Raw genomic sequence first — 20,225 nt, forward strand, 5'->3', positions numbered from 1 at the left:
TCAAAATGTATTAAAACTTTTTACACATGTAGTATTCATACCTGATCTTATATTCTCTCTTAAAAAATAGAGAAGGGTTACCGGTTGAGATCGCCCTGATTTAGATAGAGGGTCCGTCACAAACCAAAAAGTTATTCTTAACTTAAAGGCAATTTAGAGTCGCAGCGATGCCTGATTCGATCAAGGGTATCCTGTTTTTCAGGGTAACTGGCTTCCAGCAGTTCTCTCACTTCTTGCTCCATGGAACGGCCAGCAGCGCTGGCTTTTAGTTTGAGTCGCTCAACCAGTTCATCAGGCAGGTTTCTAATGGTCAGTGTCGCCATGGGAATAGCCTTCTCTTTATAAGATTAAGGTTACTGTGCTCACAGTTTATATGCTAAACCGCGCCCAGTTAGAGAACCGCAATTTGATAGAGCTGTGATGGGCGCGCTTTAGTAACCGCTTCGCTTAATGAATACGTCGAATATCCGGTTTTCAAATGAGTTTTGGTTTAGCACATTGACAGCATCTCGGTGTTAACACCAGGTAAGCAATATGATAAACCTATCCAGCTGATATCAGGCACTCTCGTAACTCAGCACTATTCATCCTGCCAACAGCCATTGGGCTCGTCGTTTATCAGCAATAAGCTGGCTGGTGCCCAGTCCTATGACCGTATTGACGGTTTTTTTCGCTCCAGCATGGTTTTTTTGCTTTTAACCATTTCTTTTTTTCTATATTTGAACTATAGATTTTGATTCGTGCAAACAGAGAAAAGGTCGCTCTAATGCTTAAAACAAAATCACTGTTTTTGTCTTTCATTTTCTTCTCATTAACTGCCCATGCAGGTCTACAGCAATTCCCGCAGACTTGATTAAAGCCCTTAATAACAAGGGCTGTAGCTTGGTAGCCTCTTGCTAAAATCGCAGACTATCCGGTAGAATTTCACCACAATAATAATAACGATGCTCATGTTGTGCCGCTAACGAAACCAAGAACCATTGCTGAAAAACTGCTCAAAATAGTCTCTGATGAAGCGGGTCAAATTCCAGACTTTCGCAAGAAAAGCCAACATGACAAAATTGTCCTTCATGATGCGGTCATGAGTGGCCTGGCAGTCATGCACCTGAAATACCCTTCATTACTGGCTTTTGATCAGGATTGTGTCAATAACCCAGATAGGCTCAAGAACTTAAAGTCGATGTACAATGTCAGCTGTGTCCCCAGTGATACCTATCTGAGGGATCTGATTGACCCTATCGAAACACGCTATTTAAGGAAGTTCTTTACCCGCCTGTTTGCCTTTGTGCAACGATCTGGGCGGCTTAAGCAGTTCACTTATTTTGAGGAAGGGTATCTTGCGCCTATCGATGGTACGGGGCACTTTTGCTCAGGGAAGATTAGTTGTCCTGAGTGTTGTGTAAAAAAGCCAGGCAGCAAAAATCCGCAATACTACCATCAGTTACTGGCCTGCTGTCTGGTAAAGCCGGGCAAGAAAGAAGTATTACCTTTAATGCCTGAACCCATCATCAAACAAGTTGATGCGTCAAAGAATGATTGTGAGAAGGTAGCGCTCAAGCGGCTATTGGCGAATTTATCCAGAGAGCATCCGCACCTGCCACTGGTTCTGACTTTTGATGACCTGTACTCAGATGGACCGACCATCAAGTTGGTAAAGTCCTTTGGCTATAGCTTCATTATGGTGGCAAAGGATTCAACCCATGAGTCGTTATACCAGGCCGTCGATGAGCTGGATTGTGCAGACAAAGTGGTGCGCTATGAATATACCGATGATAAAGGGTTTACGCACTGGTTCCGGTTTGTGAATGGTGCCCCCATTAACAAGTCACACCCGGATGTGCTGGTTAACTTTCTCGAATATATAGAAATTGATCCAGAGGGCAACAAGAAGTACGTCAACACCTGGGTCACGGACATTGAGCTTTCAGCCGAGAACGTGAATAAATTCATGCGAGGAGCACGCGCTAAATGGAAAATTGAAAACGAAACGTTCAATACACTGAAAACACAGGGCTACCATCTCGAACACAATTACGGGCACGGAAAGCAGCATCTGGCCAGCAATCTGGCATGCCTGACTTTTACGGCCTTCCTCATCAACCAGATAGAACAACTGTCTTGCAAGCTCTTCCAGGAAGCGCTCAAGATAAAAAAGTCTAAAAAGGCATTCTGGCATGCCATACGAGGGCTGTTTGACTGGTTCTGCATTGATAACTGGACAGACGTATTTACAGCTATCATTGAAGGGCGAAGTGTGAGCTTGAAGTTGCTGACTGTCGATACGACATAGAGCGTTGATGTTAGCCCTGTGACCTGTGTTACCTGTCATTAAAACCGACTGCCGATATAGCAGCAGTCTGGCTCTGTTCATCCGCGATAAAATCATTTTTAATTAACTGAAAATGTGCCAGCCGGAATCTGGTTTGCGGGAATTGCTGGCAGGTCTAACCTATGATGAGTTTGATAAAATATGCAAGACTGGCGACATGAGTAAACTTGAAGCTCTGAAAGAGGAAGCTGATTTTCAGGAGTGGTTGAATAGCCGCATGTTGGATAATAATGAAAATAAAATTGAAACGAGATGCCCTTTACATCATGCTATATCTAAAACAGATCCGACCTGTTTTTCCAAGGTGCAAATAGAAAATAGTTTACAGGTTATACAATGGTTGTTAGATAGTGGTGTTGATTGCTCATTTGATACAGAGGATATTATCAAAACACTCCCCCCTTATTTAGGGTTCGAACATCCGGGAATTGATACCAACCCATTACTGGCATTAACTGTGCAGTGGGATAGCTATGAAGCTTTTGAAAAACTTATTCAATATGATAAAAGCTTAATTCAAAATATCGAACAGCTTCGGGAGCTTATTAATAAAAAAAAAGAAATAGCTGAAAAAGGTATCCAGGCAAGTATAAAAGAAGGAAAAAAAGATAAAGAGAGAAGTTTGAAAAATAAAATTGACGCTTGTGCCAGAATGCTGAAATTCCTGGATGATCTCAGTTAAAAGGTTGGAAGCCATCCGAAATCCCTCCACTTTTGTATAAAAGACGGACAGTCTTAAATCCTGCTTCTGTATGGTTATCGGAACCTTCCTGTTTAAACAAAAAGCTAAAAATTATAGCATAATTGAACGATCCCCAATATCCGGGGAAAGTATAAAACACTGCACGGTTAAGGTGGTACGTAGCGGCTTACGTATATTACCTATGGTAATATAAAGGCCACATGGTAGCGTTAAAAGACAGTCAGTGCTTGACTACACTTTCTTGATATTGACTCAGTGCGATGACTTATTGTCTATGCGCTATACGACATCATGATTTGTACATACGCCAATAATTAAAATGCAGTGAATCCAGCGTTCACACTGCTTTATTTCCCATCATTATTGAGATAATCGTTCTCAAGGGGGTTTTTTTGTCACATACACTAACCGGCTCAGCTGACGGTCACTTAATAAAACGTCAGGTGTCTAATGTTGCCGTAATCACCTTTCTCAGTCAGTTTGCCTCTTACTCCATCAGCTCCATATTTATCCTCTTCCTGACACTACCCATGGCTAAAGACGGTTTGGGAATGACCGAAACCCAGGCCTATGAGTTTATGGGGGTCACCCAGGCGGTTGGCTATATCATGCCTTTTGTAGGTGGTTACATTATTGATAAATACCTGGGACTGCGCCGGGGTATTACCCTCGGTGTTACCCTGCTGGCTGTTGCTTTCGGGTTGGTTTACCTTGGTAGTTCTTATGTGCATATTTTTGGCAATAAGGTGTTTATTGCCGCTTATGCGCTGATTCCAGCCATCAGCTCTTTTGTGACCTCACCATCCTCTGCCCTGGTTAGCCGCATTTATCAGGGGGACGATGCGGGCAGCAAGTCCGGTATGACCGTGTATTACATGTCTATTAATGTGGGCAGCTTGATCGGTATTGGTATTGCACCACTACTTATGAAAAGCCATTATGGCGTCATGTCTGTGCTGGCTCTTGTTGTAATAGGTAAGGCCCTGGCAGCACTGAATTTTATTGCCAAGAGAAAGATCTACAGCAACATTGTTGATGATATGGATGCAACTCCCATGACCAGACAGCGGAGTATACCTGTACTGGCTTACCTGGTCATTGGCTATGCCCTGGCATTTTTTGCTTACCTGAATCCTGGCATCAGTACCTATCTGATAGGGATTGGTTGTGTATCAGGGATCAGCATATTCTGCATCCGTACCCTGATGCTGAAAGGCGATGATCGCGTGAAACAGCTGGTTGCCACCTTCCTGATTCTGGTGGCTGTGGTCTTTTTTGTCCTGTACAACCAGATGGCCACCACCATGGTTCTGTTCACCAAAAACAGTACTGACCTCAGCCTGTTTGGCATTAAGCTGGAAGCCGCACAGTTTCAGATGATCAACCCGTTTGTGATTCTGTTAATCGGCTCTGCCTTGCCCCGCTTCTACCACACCTTTAAAAAGTTCACTATTCCTTACCAGTTTGCCGTGGGTGTAGTGCTTGCCGGTTTTTCAATGATTGTTCTGTGGGCAGGCACTGCCACTGCTAACAGTGATGCGGTTGCCAGTGCCAACTATGTTGGCATGGCTTACTTTATTATCACCATTGCCGAGCTATTCGTCAGTGCCGTTGGCCTTTCCATGATCGGTCTCTACTGTCATCCTTCCATGATTGCCTTTGCCATGGGTGCCTGGTATCTGTCCAGTTCCATGTCCAACCTGGTATCTGGCCAGCTGGGTAAACTGGTGGCTATTCCTCAAACGGGTATTGATAAGCTGACAGCCCTCCACGCCTACGGAGATTATTTCTCTGAAATGGGCATTGTGGGTATCATAATCGGAATCGGCCTGTGCGTTATTATGTTCTTACTGCAACGTAATCTAAGGCAGCGCGGTATTGCTATTGCCTGATTATCTTTGTTAATAGAGCGGGATGTATAAGGAATTACCTTCCCGCTTGCATTGTGTGATCTGGCAAGGGTGTTCCGCAGCCCGGTAAATTATGTCAACTGCTTATGTGTAGTAGTCACGAACCACCCTGTTTAATGATTCTATTCTGAAGTCCCTCTCTTAACACTAAACTGCCTCCATAACTGACGGGTATTTTCTTCTGCTTTTTCTTTCATATAGGTAATGCCCTCTGGACCTTTTAATTTCTCCTGATAATGACTTCTCAGAAAGTCATCGACAGGTTCCATCATTCTGTAGTTGGGGCAGTCTGATACCTTCTTTGTTTGATAATAAGTGGGAGGTAGAAGCATATAACCAAGTCCGGGGATTTTTCTGGCCAGTTGCCGGGTCATGGTCATATCCTGATCTTTTCGGGCAACAAGGCACTCTTGGCCCGCATCATCCGTGTATCTGAAAACAGGGAGCACATCAGACACATCATGCCCAAATGCTATTTTATCGGTTTCTTCAAGCTTGGCATTATCGGGAATAGTTACTTCTTTGAAGTTGGCTGGCTTTCCCTTGATCTGGAGGTTATAGTTTCCATCTTCCCTGGCATATAGGCCGCTATAATTGGAAAAGTGGGATATTTCTTCCATTTTAGTAGGATGGTCATTTTCATATATTTCAACGGTATCAATAATGTCTGGCTGCTTTAAAATCATTGCCTCAGAACCACTTATTTCAACTATTACGGGTTGTTTCAGGTATTTGTTCTGGTGTCTTTTTAAAGCATCCTTAGCTTCACTGTCATCTTTAAATAAGTTTTTATTTTCTTGATATAGTTTTTGTGCCAGTTTCTGTTTTACTTCGTCTGGAATTTCTTCAGTATGGGGTAGAATAGGTATACCTTCCTTAATCTTTATTTTTAAAAGGCATCCACCAGTGTATCGAAAACTACTCCATCTTGTTTTATTTGAACCTGCGTATAAACCATAGCCGTAAATTGAGTCTCCTTTATTTACATAATCTCTTCGAAATCAGCTATTCCCGCATGATGAACGTCGATGATCGTTGGTATTGACAATAAGGCAGCAAAAATAATGAAGCCGATCAAAACTGAGCCGCCAATTAACAAAGCGGAGCTTTAAAGAAAAAATGTCACCCCTGAACGTAGCTACGATATGGCCGGTTATGATGTATCGAATGGAATCACCCTTTTCTCTTCAATACCATGAGTTACTGTGTAAAAAAGCCCCTCCCACGTTTTTATCAGCCAATGCAAAAAATAGCCCTGTATCCATTTCCATAATGCTATACGGACTCCTTTTGAGCGGGTTCTTAAAGCTTCCTGAAACTGGGGACAGCACAGTTCCTGTATTTGATCTACGAGAAAAGCAAGCATCGTCAGATAGGCCAGATTTGTGGCTAAGTGCTTCTCACCGTGACCGTAGTTATGTTCGAGATCGTAGCCTTGATTTTTCAGGGTGTTAAACGTCTGGTTCTCAATATGCCATCGGCAGCGCCCTCCTTTCATGACGGGTTCTATGGTTTCTTCGTTAAGCGGAATATCAGTCACCCAGCACCAGATATGCTGTTTACCTTTTTTATCGGTTTCGACAAAATCAAGCACATTAACCTGTTCTGCATATTTTGCCTTGTTCAGCCTGACGTCATTGGCATAGCGAAACCACCACTTAATTCCAGTCTCTTCATTAACTTTTTCAGCACGGTGAACTTTTCCTTCTTTATCCAGCTCATCCATCGCTTCAACCAGCGAGGCATGGTTGCCATCTTTCGCGACAATGATGTAATGCCAGCCATAACTCTTAATCAGTTGGACAGTGGGGTTGTCAGCATAAAGACTGTCCAGAAGAATAACGAACTTTAGACGTGGGTGATGCTCTCGTATGGTGGCAAACAACCGTTTAATGGCATTTTTTTCACAGTCATTTTTGGTCGAACCGTCCTGGCAAACTATGGCTTCCGGTGCCAATGGCAAGACTGTTTTTTGATCCGGGTGAGCAATGCATGCTGCCATTAACTGGTGGTAGTGAGCTTCGTTGGCCTTTCCCTTATTTTTAGTACAGCACTCCTGACAAGGTTTTTTATTATTGCAGGAGTAAAATAGCCCAGTTCCATCGATCGGGAGCAAGTAGTGATTTTTCAAGTTCCCGCAGTGAAATTCGAATGCCTTCAGTAATCCGCCCCTTTGGACGTTAGACAGCAATGTCTTAAAAGGCTTTTTGAACTCTACGGGATCTATTGGATCCAGGATTTCCCGCATACTGGTATCACAGGGAGCACGTTTTTTTATCTGATACAGGTGCTCAAGGTTATGCCTTACTTCTTGCTCTGTTTTATCACGCTCAAACGAGAGGAGCGATGGGTACTTGAGATGCATCATGGCAAAAGCGGACATGGAGGCATCATGTATTGTTATTTTTCTGGAATCCTTGTTTGGTCGGACATCTGGAATTTGCTCATAACTTTCAGAAATCGTAGTAATTAAACTGTTTGCACAAAGATGCTTACGACTTTTTTGGAATGGATAAGCCATGAGAGACAGCCATTGATAAAGTATCCCTATCAAAAGTAGACGTTATTTTGTGCGAAATCACTCCATTTGGAATTTACTGTAAGCCTTGCTGTTGCAGTGATTTAATTGATGTCACGGGAATAGCTGCTTCGAAATGGCATTTTTCCTTTTTTAATATTTCTTATTAACTTACCACCCATTTCGGAATAATCATAACGATAAACCCAGTAGTCACCACTTGTTTTTTTACAGGTTGCAATATATTCATCCATTATTTTATCGCAAGCACATATTTTTTCATAGTCTTCACAGTATTTAGGGAAGTTTTTTTTATGTCGAGTGAGGCATCTTTTATAATTAGACCCTTTTTCTAACGTTTTATTGCCAATGTTGATCCCTCTTTTATTTAAGTCTTTCATGACTTCTTTTAATAATTTTTTGAATTGATTTTCTGTCATTTTTGCTGGGTCAATACCTTGTTTTTGTGATTCTTTCTTTATAAGTTCAATTAGATTGTCCTGTATTGCAGTGCTATCATTTAATGGGTCATCTTTGCCTGGTTTTATATTTAAAAACGCAATAGCCTCTAATAGTTTTATTTGCTGATCATCAAGGGCCGTGCATGTTGCCACAGTTTCACGTTGTACCAGTTTTGTATCAGGTAGTTTTTTTAGAGGATTTGATGGTTTTGTATAGCTCTGTAAATCGATGGATGAAATCATGCGGGATAGCCAGCTTATAGGGTTTGCCTGGAATCTATGTTTAGAACGATATAAACCAGCATTATCATTATCGATAAAGTTACAATGCATCATAATAGAACCTCCTTTTCACTTATGATGAGATATTATAAATTACTGTTTATTTGCTGGTGTAAAATCCTATAACTCGCTATATATTCTATATTTTATGCAAATATATCTTTAATTCTGAACTAAAAAAATGACAGCCTTGTCAGTATTGATAACATATTGGGCCTTTAATATTCATATAGGAGAGAAATAGAGGCAGAGGGTATACACTGATATATCCCTCCAGTCTGTATAACTGGTTTTTCAGACCCTGTTTTTAGAGGCCTCAGCATCTCTTTACGCCTTTGTTTTTGGCTGACCGTAAAACCCTACGTAATGTTGAAATTGATGTGACCTTATTATCGTGTGTGAGATTTTAAGGTTGTATATGTCTTTTACCAAGCGCATACCATAGATAATAAAGCTCGCCTATCAACCCCCTGAGGCTGTTACAATTAAGGAAGTCTGTAAAGTACCTATTGGCGTAGAGGCCTCTATCACTGTAGTCTGCCCCGCTGGTTTCCCTTAGCACACAAAGCAGGACAAAAATTTGATTTCCACAGCCAATATCACCATCCAGTTTGGGGACAAGCCCCTTTTTGAAGACATCAGCGTCAAATTTGGCGAAGGCAATCGCTACGGGTTGATTGGCGCAAACGGTTGTGGCAAGTCAACCCTGATGAAAATTCTGGGTGGCGAGCTGGAACCCACCTCCGGGACAGTGATGAAAGACCCCAACGAGCGCATGGCCAAGCTGAACCAGGATCAGTTTGCCTATGAAGAGTATACGGTGATTGATACCGTGATTATGGGACACGCGGAGCTATGGAAAGTAAAGTCAGAACGTGATGCCATCTACGCCAAAGGGGATATGAGTGAAGAAGAGGGTATGCGGGTTGCTGATCTGGAAGTGCAGTTCGGTGAAATGGATGGTTATTCCGCTGAGGCCCGTGCCGGTGAGTTACTGCTGGGTCTGGATATTCCCATAGAACAGCATTATGGCCCCATGAGTGCCGTGGCACCTGGCTGGAAACTGCGGGTACTGCTGGCGCAGGTGCTGTTTGCTGACCCCGACATCATGCTGTTGGACGAACCCACCAACAACCTGGATATTAATGCCATTCGCTGGCTGGAAGATGTTCTAAAACAGCGCGACTGCACCATGATAATCATTTCCCACGACCGTCATTTCCTGAACAGTGTCTGCACCCATATGGCGGATCTTGATTATGGCCGGTTGCAGGTGCTGCCAGGCAACTACGATGAATACATGACTGCGGCAACCCAGGCCCGTGAGCGTCTACAGGCTGAAAATGCCAAGAAGAAAGCCCAGATTGCCGAGCTCCAGTCCTTTGTTAGCCGATTCTCTGCCAATGCCTCCAAGGCAAAACAGGCCACCTCCAGGGCTCGCCAGATTGATAAAATCAAACTGGAAGAGATTAAGCCATCCAGCCGTCAGAATCCTTTTATTCGCTTCGAACAGGAAAAGAAACTGTTCCGTAATGCCCTGATCGTAGAAAAAATGAGCCAGGGATACGAGGAAGACCTGTTTAAAGAGGTCAACCTGATGGTTGAGGTGGGTGAACGCATCGCGATCATTGGCCAGAACGGTATTGGTAAAACCACGCTGCTACACACCCTGGCAGGACGAATGACACCCCGAACCGGCACTATTCAGTGGTCAGAAAATGCCAATATTGGTTATTACGCCCAGAACCACAGTGATGAGTTTGAGCAGGATATGACCCTGTACGACTGGATGAGTCAGTGGAAGAATGAAGGTGATGATGAACAGGCCATTCGTGGTGTACTGGGTCGGATGCTGTTCTCCCAGCGTGATATCGGTAAATCCGTTAAGGTGATTTCCGGAGGGGAACAGGGCCGTATGCTGTTTGGCAAGCTGATCCAGCAAAAACCCAATATTCTGCTGATGGATGAACCCACCAACCATATGGATATGGAATCCATTGAGTCCTTGAACCTGGCGCTGGAAAATTATAAAGGCACACTGGTCTTTGTTTCCCACGACCGCCAGTTTGTTTCTTCCCTGGCCACACGTATTATCGAAATAAAAGACAGTGGTATCGTTGACTTCCATGGAAGCTATGACGATTACCTGCGTAGCCAGGGAATTGAAGAGGCGTAATACTTACCAGAAGAGCCTGTGGAGTAGATGAACCCTCTTTGATGTTATAATGCCAGTAATCCTGAGAGGAATCTGAGACACCTAACTTCGTTCATTCAACCATATATACCTGAGCCGCGCCCATTTAGAAAGCGCCTGCTTTCTAGTCCGGATATTTGACTGGTGCGGTTCAGGCAGGCATGGCTTCCTGAACTTTTTACTTCTTTATCAAGCGGAAGCAATCCAGGAAACAGCAGGCTGTTTTGACTTGTGATTCATATGGAGTTGTGGAAGCCTGCTATTGGCTTCCCGCCCTCTTGTCAAGGAGTTCCATCATCTCCTGGTTATCTTCAGCTTCCTCTATTGCCATTTGATGGACTGACTGGGTAGTCCCATCATCCCTGGTGACCTGTTGATCCCACAGCCCGGCTACTTGCTGCTCAAGATATTGAATTATATTTTCCCGTCTTCCACAAATAGCATCCATCGCAGCCGCGGCCGCAACCGTCATGGTTATGCCTTCGTGTACCATTATTTGGTTCAGTACATCCTCCACTTGCTTTTCAAAGTATTCAATCATATCTTTCCTGCCTTCATTAGCAGCCACTGCCAATGCCACTACACCCACTTTAACCACTTTACCTTCTATGATGACAGTATTATTCAGTGGATCCTCCACTTGCGTCTTCAAGTACTCAATCATATCAACCCTGCCGTTCAGGGTTGCCCCAATCACTGCACCGGCAAACAATGGCATGGTTTCACCTATCATGATGACTTGTTCATTAAGCACTCCCTCAATTTGCTCCGCGAGATATGTAATAACGTTCTCTCTGCCGAAGTGAGCAGCAAATATTACCGCCCATGCAGGCCATGTCATGTCTTCTTTTTCTTTATCCTCTTTAGTAAAGATTAGACTCAATGAATGGGTGAAAGTCTCATATTGACCACAACTAAACACTGCCACCTTTCTCAGGGAATGGTATGACATTGCTTGTAGCAGCCTTGGTGACTTTCTCGCAATAAGTTGCAGCAAATAACTTCCAGCCATTTTCAAACCAGTGGCTCTGAACTAATGACCGAAGCGTCAATATGCCCTGACCACCCGGATTTCTCCAGCGCATACCTGAGCACTTCATCCGCTGGGTAACCAAGGTTTTACAGGCTGCCTCTACCACACCAGAGCCGATCGGAAGGTTATTCGACAAGTGTTCAGCATAGCGCATACGCTGGCGATTTTTTCTGAAATACTCCAGCTCGGTCTTTAATTTTGAGCGGCGCGGATGCTTTTTATGCTGATAAGCCAGGGCTTTAATAATGCGCTCAACCCCATCAAGTTCCTCTTTGAGGACGTGTCGGTAAGTGACAAACTTTTCTTTGGACTTGATGCTGTTTTCTCCATAAGCCTGGTCAAATGCTTTCTTCAGGTGATCGGCTGCGTGGTAGTAATCAATAACCTCAACACCCGCTGGTAGTTCCCGGGAAAGGTATGACCAGTTGTCCTTGGCGCCATCAGCGACTTTGACCAGTGACAGCTGTGGCTTTTGTCGCAACGCTTCTTGCAATAGTGCTGACAAAGACTGCTTGAGTGTGAGTTTTTTAGTTTCTGGCATTCGTCCTATGCGGACTGTTGATAAACGCTCCCCCTGTTGATCGTAAAACGACAAAGTTCCGCAACTGGCCTCCTTGCAACCTGTTGGCCCTTGAGTCCGTTTGCCTTCAGAAGCGCTCCTGGCTCGCTTTTCTACTCGTTTGCCATCTTTCATGGGCAGCATAACGCCATCCAGGGAGGCGGCTACTGTGACCGCATTGGTGGGCACGTTAAGTTTCTCAATAAGCATCTCTTCAAAAGGCTCACGGTGCTGTTCCCACTGAGTATTAAATTGCCTGGGGAAACGAGCAAGACTGCTTTCTGAGGGAGACATACCTCCCATGAGATCAAGGAGGCTTTTTGCTTCACCGGGAGACATTTGAGCAACAACCCAGGCAGCTTGCTTTGCAGCCCGAGGCGTCCAGAAGCCTTCCACGATCCCGGCTTTCAACTCCATGGGCACGATACACGGCTCTTTGCCGTTACGGTAAAGTGTTCGCATAACCCGGACTGAACCAACCGCTGTCTGGTAGGTTTTATAACTGCGCAACACCTGCTTATAAGTGATCCCGCTGACCTCAATAGCTGGGGTATCAATATCAAGCTCAGCCAGCGCCTCTGCTAAAAAATCTTGCTGAGCTTGATTAAAGAGAGCATTAACGGTCTGCTCAAACTCTTCAAAGTGCCTGATAGGATTGCCAGACTCTCGCAGAGCCTGCAATTGGTGGCCTAACCGTTGAATCGCATCACAAGAAATGGTGGCGGCTTCAGTCCGTAGCTGACATACTTCCATGGGGCGGCCTCTCACTGGCAAGGTGTTGTGTGCTATCAACATCATACCTGTGATTGGCTGCCTTCTGTTTAAGCATTGAAAAAATAGCTGCCTACTACTTTCCCCGGTTGGCAAGCTGAAGAAGCTCGGTCAATTTGAGACTTTCACCCCAATGAATCAGGGTACTCTTGAACCAATTTTTTAATTTCATTTAATTTACCCTCCTTGACTGCTTCCTCTATATCTACACCCTCAACCATTAATGAATAACTTAGTTGAGAGAAAAACAACAGGATTAAGACAGTAATAACAGTTTTTATTCGTGAAAAATTTAGCATAGGATGACTCCTTTGCACGGATAGACAGTTAAATATAGTTTATTTATTAAGCCTTTCACCTGAAAATTAGAAACCAAGACACAAGTGGAATCTTTTCCATTTTTAAACAGCGAATGCCACTCAGTGTTAATACCCATAGAATCTCCGTTCATCCTGAGTTCTTTATCAGACTCAGAGTTCAGGGTGAATGGAGATGCTAAACGTCAACGTCTTTGAAATGATGCACTAGAGGCTCTCACAACCAGCTTGATCGGGATTGGCGTTGCGTCAAAGGTTTCCGGCTTCAGCAGTGCCGATACTGTGCGGTGTGCCATGGCAGCAAAATCTACTTTTACTGAAGACAGGGGAGGGTACTGAAAGTCATTGAAGGCGTTGTCATCAAAACCAACCAGGCCGAGCTTTTTTAAATAGTCCTGATCCACCAAATGCAGCCTTTGGATCAGTCCATAGGCAATGGCATCGGAAGCACAAACGACGGCATCTGGACGAGGTGCCATTGCCAATAATGTATCCGCTGCATTAGCACCGGACTTTTCTGAGTACTCCCCAGAAATAACATTCACATTGAGATTATATTTTTCCATAGCCCGGTGATACCCTTCAGCTCTCATACGGGCAGAATATTTATCCCTGTCACCACTGATAAAGGCTATACGACGATAACCTTTGTTTATCAGATGATGAGTCGCATCCTGCATCCCCTGATAGTCATCTGTATAGATATTTACCGCTTGCATGCGGGTATCAACAGGACGGTCAATAACCGCAATGGGCAGATTTTCAGCCACCAGTCTGTCGATAAATCCAGGGGTTACCGGTAGCCCGAGAAATGCGGCGGCAGCAATACTTTTCGACTCAAAATGCCCCTGAATCCGGTGCAGCACCTCCTGTTCATCCTCTCCGTACTTAAGCAGCTCTATCATTATTCTATGATCCTGTTGATTGGCTGCCATGATGAAATTGGAGATGACCCCCATTACATAATGAGAACCCAACTGACAGAGAGAGTCTGCTTCGCTGTCAATGGCAGAAGCATAGACATAAAGGGCAATGACATCCTGGGCCTTACCTTTAAGCACACGGGCGGAAGTGTTGGGTGTATAACGGTGCTCCTTGATAACGGCTTGTACTTTTTCTTTTGTCTCTTCCGGGATTTCGGGGTAGTTATTAATCACTTTAGAAACAGTGCTTCTGGAAACGCCTGCTAACCGGGCTATCTGGGTACTATTGACTATTTTAGGCTTATTCATGGACAGGAATCAGTAAAGCCAGGCAAACACAAATAAACTGCAGTTACCGAATGGCTGAATCAAATAAAATAGTGAAAGGATGGAGACATTATATCAGCACATCACAGTTGGGAAATCCGGGCTAATGAGATGATATAGACACAGCCTGAAAATATTGATCTGTGTCACAGGATACTACAGCCTGTCCATCTTATTCGTGAATATCAGATGAAGCGAACAACTGTTCCAGATACCATAAGGAACACGTGTTCGCCAAGTAGTGTCAACCTCAAGGGCACAGCTGCTGACAACCCCTTGGGTTTCTGACATCAACGTTTATCCTGATTGCCCGACTGAATTGTTTTTATGCAACAAATCGAAGGGCAACGCGATCTGATCAGGGGCTATCTCGTGGAAGAGCGGCTTAATATAGAACAATTATCTGTCCATTTATCCATTCCCCAAGACAGTGACTCTTTAAGCATGAGTCATATAAAACGCAGGGAAGGGGATATTCTTTTTATTGATTTCCATATTTTTTCTGAAACACCCATAGTTTTTCCAGAAACTATTATTGATATCCACTTCCCCTTTATCAGTATGCATTCCTGCTGGACTCCCTGTCTCCACGGACACCCAAAATCCATACGCAACAAAGGCATTCCGGAATGGTGGCCGTACTATGACAGCCAGATCAGCCAGGTTGCGCCGGTGGGGTGCTTCTATAGCCAGACGGGTGAAAACCGACTGGGTTTTGCCTTTTCAGATGCCAGAGAAAGTGTAAAAGTTCATGCCGGTGCCTATGAAGAAGACCGCGTCGGTCGCATCCGCATGCGGCTATTCAGCGAACCCTCAGCACCTCGTACCTGCTATGGGGGAAGATTACGCCTGGATATCCGTTCCATACCTTATTATGAAGCGATTGAAAGCATGGCTCACTGGTATGAAGAGGTGCTGGGCAATGACCAGATGCCGGTTCCTGATTCGGCTCTGGAGCCTGTGTACTCAACCTGGTACAGCTTCCATCAGAATCTTGAACAACAGGAAATCGAAGATCAATGTCGTCTTTCATCGGAAATGGGCTGCCGGACGATCATTCTCGATGATGGCTGGCAGACAGAAGACAATAACCGCGGCTACCGTTTTTGTGGTGACTGGCAGGTTGCCCTGAGCCGTTTTCCGGATATGGAAGGCCACGTCGCCAGGGTGCAGGCAATGGGCATGAAATACATGCTCTGGCTCAGCGTGCCTTTTATCGGGCAGGGTTGCAAAATCTGGAATGAATTCAAAGACAACCTGTTGTTCTACAGCGAGCAGAACCAGACCGGAACACTGGATCCCAGATACCCAAAGGTTCGTGAGTATCTGATTAACACCTACTGCCGTGTTGTTGAAGACTATGGGCTGGATGGCCTGAAGCTGGACTTTATCGATGAGTTCAATATGGCCTCTGCCCAGGGGCGGGCTCTTGAACCTGATCAGGACCGTGATACAGAATCTCTGCCGGAAGCGGTTGATGCCTTGATGATGGCGGTCCGCAAGGCGCTGACCACCATCAGGCCGGACATTATGATCGAGTTTCGCCAGCGCTACATCGGTCCGATGATCCGTAAGTACGGCAACATGTTTCGAGTTCACGACTGTCCCAACGACTCCATCATGAACCGCATGAGCATCATGGATCTCCGGCTCTTTTCCGGAAATACGGCAGTTCACTCCGATATGTTTATCTGGTCCCCTGAGGACTCTATAGAAAGTGCCAGTCTGCACTTTATCAATACCCTGTTTTCTGTTCCCCAGATCTCACCGGACATAAAAGAGCTGTCTGAAACGCATCGGCAGATGATCCGGCACTGGCTGGGTTTCTGGCGGGCAAACCGGGCGCTTCTGCTCAAGGGCAAGTTAAGGGCTGTTTATCCTGAAATGCAGTACCCGGTTATTGAAAGCCAGCTTGGCAGTCAAAAGATCATTACCGTTCATGCCCGTATGGTAGTGGATATTTTCTCTACAGAAGAACAAACCATCATTCTTGTGAATGGGGCTATGGAAAAAAGCCTTGTTGTGAAAAGTGCCATAGCAGTGGTTGTTAAAGCCCAAACCGTAGACTGCCTTGGCCGTATTATCAAGAAGGAGCAGCTAAGCCTGAATAAGGGGCTGAATGAAATCCCTGTTCCTGAATCCGGCTATCTGTCACTGACAAGGTATTAATCAAAGCCTGTAGGCGTTCTGGTCACAGCAGGCTCCATGAAAAAAAAGACAGCAGGAATTACACCTGTTAACCCGGATATTGCATTCTGAACCAGTCTAAGGGGGAGTCATGAGTTCTGAACAAGCTCATAAAGTGAGTTTAACCACCAAATTGTCCTATGGCTTTGGCGGGTTTGGTAAAGACTTTGGTCTGGCGGTCATTAACACCTTCCTGTTCTTTTACTACACCGACATCGTTGGGGTTTCCGCCGCGTTTATTGGCACCGTTTTCCTTTTTGCCCGCATCTGGGATACGGTGAACGATCCGATGCTGGGGTACATTGTCAGCAAAACCCGATCCCGCTGGGGAAAATACAAACCCTGGATTCTGGTGGGCAATATCCTCAACGCCCTGTTTATTGTTGCTCTCTTTTCCGCCCACAACTTCTCTGGCTCACAGCAGCTGGTATTTATAGCGATCACCTATATTGGCTGGGGAATGACATACACCCTTCTGGATGCGCCGTTCTGGTCAATGATCCCCACCATTACCCTGGACAAGTGGGAAAGGGAAAGGTTAATGCCTTACCCGAGGCTCTGTGCCTCACTGGGGGGGTATCTGGCCAGCGGTACGGGCATTATGGCCGTCAAATTCCTGGGGGGCGGGGATGATGGCCAGGGATATATGCTGTTTGCTTTGATTGCCGCCGGATTGGCAGTGATCAGTGCAGTTGTTACCTGCATTTGGACAAAGGAGTCATTTGAAGTCAGTGAAGAAACGACGGCGGCCTTTAATCTCAAGGATGCCATGAAACTGATCTTCAAAAATGACCAGTTTGTTATTTTGCTGGTGCTGGCCCTGCTGTTTAACATTGCTGTGAATATGACCAGTGGCCTCAATCTTTATTTCTATGCCTATGTTCTGGGTGACAACAACCTGTTTTCCACTTACATGCTCTGGGCCGGTATTTTCGGGGTTGGATCACTACTGGTTTTTACCCGGTTGATTGACATTTTTGGACGACGTACGGTGTTTTCTGCGTCCATCATAATGCCAGTTGTGTCTGCCGGAGTACTGTATATAGCTGCCAACTTTGCCCCGGACTCCAAGGTTCTTATTGCTATTTCCGGTATTGCCTTTGGCCTGTCCAATGCGCTTTATTGGTTAATGGTGCTGTTGATGGTGGCGGATACCGTGGATTATGGCGACTACAAGCTGGGGATTCGCGCAGAAAGCATTTCCTACTCCACCCATACCCTGGTGATCAAGTGTACAGGAGCGCTGACCGGTTTTCTGGTGGGCATCAGTCTGACCATTATTGACTATGTGCCAAACCAGGTGCAGACCGCTGAAACTATTTTAGGCCTCCAGGCTGTTTACATTGCACCCTCTCTACTCTGTCTTGTTTCCTACCTTATTTACCGCAAATTTTACCGTTTAAATGGGGGAGAGCTGGATAAAGTTCAGGAACAACTGGAAGAAAAGTACAGCGTTGCAGCAGCGGTTTGATAGGCATGAACGGGCTTAATCTTTTCTTCTTGGGGGAGTTGGAAAATGCAAAGTAGAAGTAAAGCATTGGTTGATCAAAGACTATCGGTTTCCCGAAGGCCTTTGACCAGTTCCGTCCGAGGGGTTTTGTCAGTGGCATTGGTTGCCTTCCTTTCAGGCTGCCAGGGCATCCAACATTCTGATCAGGTATCAGAGCCTGGCCCGGTACAAGCCAACGAGCTTCAATCATTGAATAGAGACATGGAGCCCGTTCAAATCGCTTTTATGCCTGATATTCATTTCCATGATATTTATGGTGACTTTAGAGACGGTTCATTCAAGGGGATTTCCAACAGCAAAAGTGGGCAAAAGGCTACCATAAGGACCATGCATGCCCAGTTGACCTCTACTCGACTGTTCAACGAAAACTACTTTGCACTGTTGGCCGCTCTTGATGATGTGGTGAAAAGAGGGGTCAAGTACGTTGCTCTGCCAGGTGATTTTTCCGATGATGGCCAGCCGGTGCATGTTCGGGGGCTGGAAAAAATCCTGCGCCGTTACGCTGATGATTACGGACTGGTGTTTTTTGCGGCACCCGGTAATCATGACCCCGTACGTCCCTATAATCTGCCCGCAGGAAAAAGCGACTACCTTGGGCGCGACGGAAAGGAACAGCGCATCTTCAGCAAGGGAGTCAATGAGTGTAGAGGCTACAGTCAATCATGGGCGACAGTTGATGCGGGGCACGAGTTGGCCACCATTTGTACCGAGGAAGTAGTCCATCAGGGGTATGAAGGCCTGGTCAGTACCTTGTCAAATTATGGTTTTTTCCCACAGAAGGAATACCTCTATTGGGAAACCCCCTACAGCACCTATGATGAAAACCACTACGACTTCAAGCAGGCGCTTAATCAGTCCTCTTACGAAAAAAGGATGTATGAGATCTGCCATGAGGGCACTGGCGGTAAATATCGAAAGAGCAGTTATACCAACTGCTTTATGGTGCCCGATACCAGTTATCTGGTAGAGCCTGTCAAGGGATTGTGGTTACTGGCCATTGACGCCAATGTTTATATACCAAAGGCAATAGCCGATACCCGCAATCCACAGAATCCCGGCAACTTTGATGGTTCTGGTAACGCTGGTTACAACAAAATGCTGACCCATAAGCAACAGGTTATCCAGTGGATGAAAGAAGTGGCCAGACGGGCAGAAGTAGAGGGGAAGCAGCTGGTGGCGTTTAGTCATTTCCCAATGAGCGAGTTTTATAATGGCGCATCGGACACACTGACAGAGTTGTTTGGGGAGGGGAATTTCCAGTTGAAGCGTAGCCCCAGGGATGATGTGACTCGCGCTCTGGCTGAAGCCGGCATTAAAGTTCATGTGGGTGGGCATATGCACTTCAATGATACTGGTGTTCACAAATACGACGATGGTAAATTCTTGTTCAATATCCAGGCACCTTCAATGGCGGCGTATGTTCCGGCCTACAAGCTGATGAGCATTGATGCTGGCGATCAGATAGAGGTAAAAACGGTTGTTTTGGATAATGTGCCCCGCTTTGATGAACTGTTCGAGCATTATCAACAGGAATATCTTCACCTGAAGGCCATGGAATCCAACAAGCTATGGAACCCTGATATCCTGAAATCGAAAAACTATCGGGAGTTTACCAACTGGCATATTGCTGAGTTAACCCGCATGCGTTTTTTGCCAAAAGAGTGGTCAGAAGACCTGAGAAATATGCTCTTCCAGTTTACAGGTAAAGATATACTGATTCTTTCACGACTGTCTAACAGTGTGAGCCTGGGGCAGGTCAAGCGTGCAGGCTTTGACTTGAAGCGATTGAAAGCCGAGTCTGAATCCTTTAAACATCAGTGGCAGAAAGCCGAAGATGAAGTGCAGATGCTTCTGGCCTCAAAAAACACCAGCCTGAAAGCGCTCGATCAATGGAGTGGGTATGACCTGGCGGTGGATTTTTACCGTTTGCGTAATGCGGATCAACTTGCTCTCAAGGATATCAGCCAGGAAAGGCTTCGTGAGTATGAGCTGATAGCCCACCAGTTAAAAAACAGTCCTTATCTGCTGACTTGGAAAAACAACAGAATCTCTGATAACGCACCATTCATGGTTTTATTTCAAGATAGGTTTGGGAAAATATTCGGAACACTGTCAGCGTTTCTGAATGGAGACCCCAGTGACCACTTTATGCTGCATATAGACAGTGGAGAAATAAGGGATTTAAGTAGCATGACCTGATA

General features: G+C 45.2%; 14 protein-coding genes. 7 read left to right on the forward strand and 7 right to left on the reverse strand.

Annotation, left to right across the window (positions count from 1 at the left end; all coding sequences use genetic code 11):
- Positions 1–137: 137 nt before the first annotated feature.
- Positions 138–323, reverse strand: coding sequence for a stabilization protein (locus tag MJ595_RS12905; protein ID WP_263078321.1), 186 nt, complete (start codon positions 321–323; stop codon positions 138–140).
- A 632-nt stretch (positions 324–955) separates the two neighbouring features.
- Here MJ595_RS12905 and MJ595_RS12910 point away from each other — a divergent pair.
- The 3 genes from MJ595_RS12910 to MJ595_RS12920 all read left to right on the forward strand — a co-directional run bounded on the left by MJ595_RS12910 (position 956) and on the right by MJ595_RS12920 (position 4,924).
- The gene (locus tag MJ595_RS12910) at positions 956–2,290 is read left to right on the forward strand and encodes a transposase (RefSeq protein WP_263078000.1); all 1,335 of its coding nucleotides are present in this window, start codon (positions 956–958) and stop codon (positions 2,288–2,290) included.
- 112 nt (positions 2,291–2,402) lie between these two features.
- Positions 2,403–3,011, forward strand: a complete 609-nt coding sequence (locus MJ595_RS12915) for a hypothetical protein (protein WP_263078322.1) — start codon at positions 2,403–2,405, stop codon at positions 3,009–3,011.
- A gap of 413 nt (positions 3,012–3,424) precedes the next feature.
- Positions 3,425–4,924 (forward strand): oligopeptide:H+ symporter, encoded by a 1,500-nt coding sequence (locus tag MJ595_RS12920; protein WP_263078323.1) that lies wholly within the window; start codon positions 3,425–3,427, stop codon positions 4,922–4,924.
- 140 nt (positions 4,925–5,064) lie between these two features.
- On the opposite strand, the gene MJ595_RS12925 is transcribed toward MJ595_RS12920, so the two are convergent.
- From MJ595_RS12925 to MJ595_RS12935, 3 genes are all read right to left on the reverse strand, one after another.
- Positions 5,065–5,628 carry a hypothetical protein gene (locus tag MJ595_RS12925; RefSeq protein WP_263078324.1) on the reverse strand — a complete coding sequence of 188 codons (564 nt, stop codon included), beginning with the start codon at positions 5,626–5,628 and terminating at the stop codon, positions 5,065–5,067.
- A gap of 467 nt (positions 5,629–6,095) precedes the next feature.
- Positions 6,096–7,463 (reverse strand): transposase, encoded by a 1,368-nt coding sequence (locus MJ595_RS12930; protein ID WP_263078002.1) that lies wholly within the window; start codon positions 7,461–7,463, stop codon positions 6,096–6,098.
- Positions 7,464–7,564: 101 nt separating this feature from the next.
- A complete protein-coding gene (locus tag MJ595_RS12935; RefSeq protein WP_263078326.1) occupies positions 7,565–8,257 on the reverse strand; it encodes a hypothetical protein in 693 nt (230 codons plus the stop codon).
- A gap of 526 nt (positions 8,258–8,783) precedes the next feature.
- Between MJ595_RS12935 and MJ595_RS12940 the strand changes: the two genes are divergently transcribed.
- A complete protein-coding gene (locus MJ595_RS12940; RefSeq protein ID WP_263078327.1) occupies positions 8,784–10,379 on the forward strand; it encodes an ABC-F family ATPase in 1,596 nt (531 codons plus the stop codon).
- A gap of 277 nt (positions 10,380–10,656) precedes the next feature.
- On the opposite strand, the gene MJ595_RS12945 is transcribed toward MJ595_RS12940, so the two are convergent.
- From MJ595_RS12945 to MJ595_RS12955, 3 genes are all read right to left on the reverse strand, one after another.
- Complete coding sequence (locus tag MJ595_RS12945; RefSeq protein WP_263078328.1) at positions 10,657–11,349, reverse strand: hypothetical protein; 693 nt, start codon at positions 11,347–11,349, stop codon at positions 10,657–10,659.
- Positions 11,312–12,787, reverse strand: coding sequence for a hypothetical protein (locus tag MJ595_RS12950; protein ID WP_263078329.1), 1,476 nt, complete (start codon positions 12,785–12,787; stop codon positions 11,312–11,314). Before MJ595_RS12950 ends, MJ595_RS12945 begins: the two co-directional genes overlap by 38 nt.
- A gap of 475 nt (positions 12,788–13,262) precedes the next feature.
- Positions 13,263–14,309: a LacI family transcriptional regulator gene (locus MJ595_RS12955; RefSeq protein WP_263078330.1), complete on the reverse strand. Its 1,047-nt coding sequence runs from the start codon at positions 14,307–14,309 to the stop codon at positions 13,263–13,265.
- A gap of 345 nt (positions 14,310–14,654) precedes the next feature.
- Between MJ595_RS12955 and MJ595_RS12960 the strand changes: the two genes are divergently transcribed.
- From MJ595_RS12960 to MJ595_RS12970, 3 genes are all read left to right on the forward strand, one after another.
- Entirely contained in the window at positions 14,655–16,496 is a 1,842-nt protein-coding gene (locus MJ595_RS12960; protein ID WP_263078331.1) for an alpha-galactosidase, read from the forward strand.
- 109 nt (positions 16,497–16,605) lie between these two features.
- Positions 16,606–17,985 carry a melibiose:sodium transporter MelB gene (gene melB, locus MJ595_RS12965; protein ID WP_263078332.1) on the forward strand — a complete coding sequence of 460 codons (1,380 nt, stop codon included), beginning with the start codon at positions 16,606–16,608 and terminating at the stop codon, positions 17,983–17,985.
- Between the two features lie 45 nt (positions 17,986–18,030).
- Positions 18,031–20,223, forward strand: a complete 2,193-nt coding sequence (locus MJ595_RS12970; RefSeq protein ID WP_263078333.1) for a metallophosphoesterase — start codon at positions 18,031–18,033, stop codon at positions 20,221–20,223.
- Positions 20,224–20,225 lie beyond the last annotated feature (2 nt).

Source organism: Endozoicomonas sp. Mp262, assembly GCF_025643335.1.
Classification (GTDB): Bacteria; Pseudomonadota; Gammaproteobacteria; order Pseudomonadales; family Endozoicomonadaceae; genus Endonucleibacter.

Bases quoted from the DNA above. Each gene is read 5' to 3' on its own strand.
- melB (WP_263078332.1), top strand. From the start codon at position 16,606: ATGAGTTCTGAACAAGCTCATAAAGTGAGTTTAACCACCAAATTGTCC.
- MJ595_RS12970 (WP_263078333.1), top strand. From the start codon at position 18,031: ATGCAAAGTAGAAGTAAAGCATTGGTTGATCAAAGACTATCGGTTTCC.
- MJ595_RS12925 (WP_263078324.1), bottom strand. From the start codon at position 5,628: ATGATTTTAAAGCAGCCAGACATTATTGATACCGTTGAAATATATGAA.
- MJ595_RS12930 (WP_263078002.1), bottom strand. From the start codon at position 7,463: ATGGCTTATCCATTCCAAAAAAGTCGTAAGCATCTTTGTGCAAACAGT.
- MJ595_RS12955 (WP_263078330.1), bottom strand. From the start codon at position 14,309: ATGAATAAGCCTAAAATAGTCAATAGTACCCAGATAGCCCGGTTAGCA.
- MJ595_RS12950 (WP_263078329.1), bottom strand. From the start codon at position 12,787: ATGATGTTGATAGCACACAACACCTTGCCAGTGAGAGGCCGCCCCATG.
- MJ595_RS12905 (WP_263078321.1), bottom strand. From the start codon at position 323: ATGGCGACACTGACCATTAGAAACCTGCCTGATGAACTGGTTGAGCGA.
- MJ595_RS12960 (WP_263078331.1), top strand. From the start codon at position 14,655: ATGCAACAAATCGAAGGGCAACGCGATCTGATCAGGGGCTATCTCGTG.
- MJ595_RS12935 (WP_263078326.1), bottom strand. From the start codon at position 8,257: ATGATGCATTGTAACTTTATCGATAATGATAATGCTGGTTTATATCGT.
- MJ595_RS12915 (WP_263078322.1), top strand. From the start codon at position 2,403: ATGTGCCAGCCGGAATCTGGTTTGCGGGAATTGCTGGCAGGTCTAACC.
- MJ595_RS12945 (WP_263078328.1), bottom strand. From the start codon at position 11,349: ATGTCATACCATTCCCTGAGAAAGGTGGCAGTGTTTAGTTGTGGTCAA.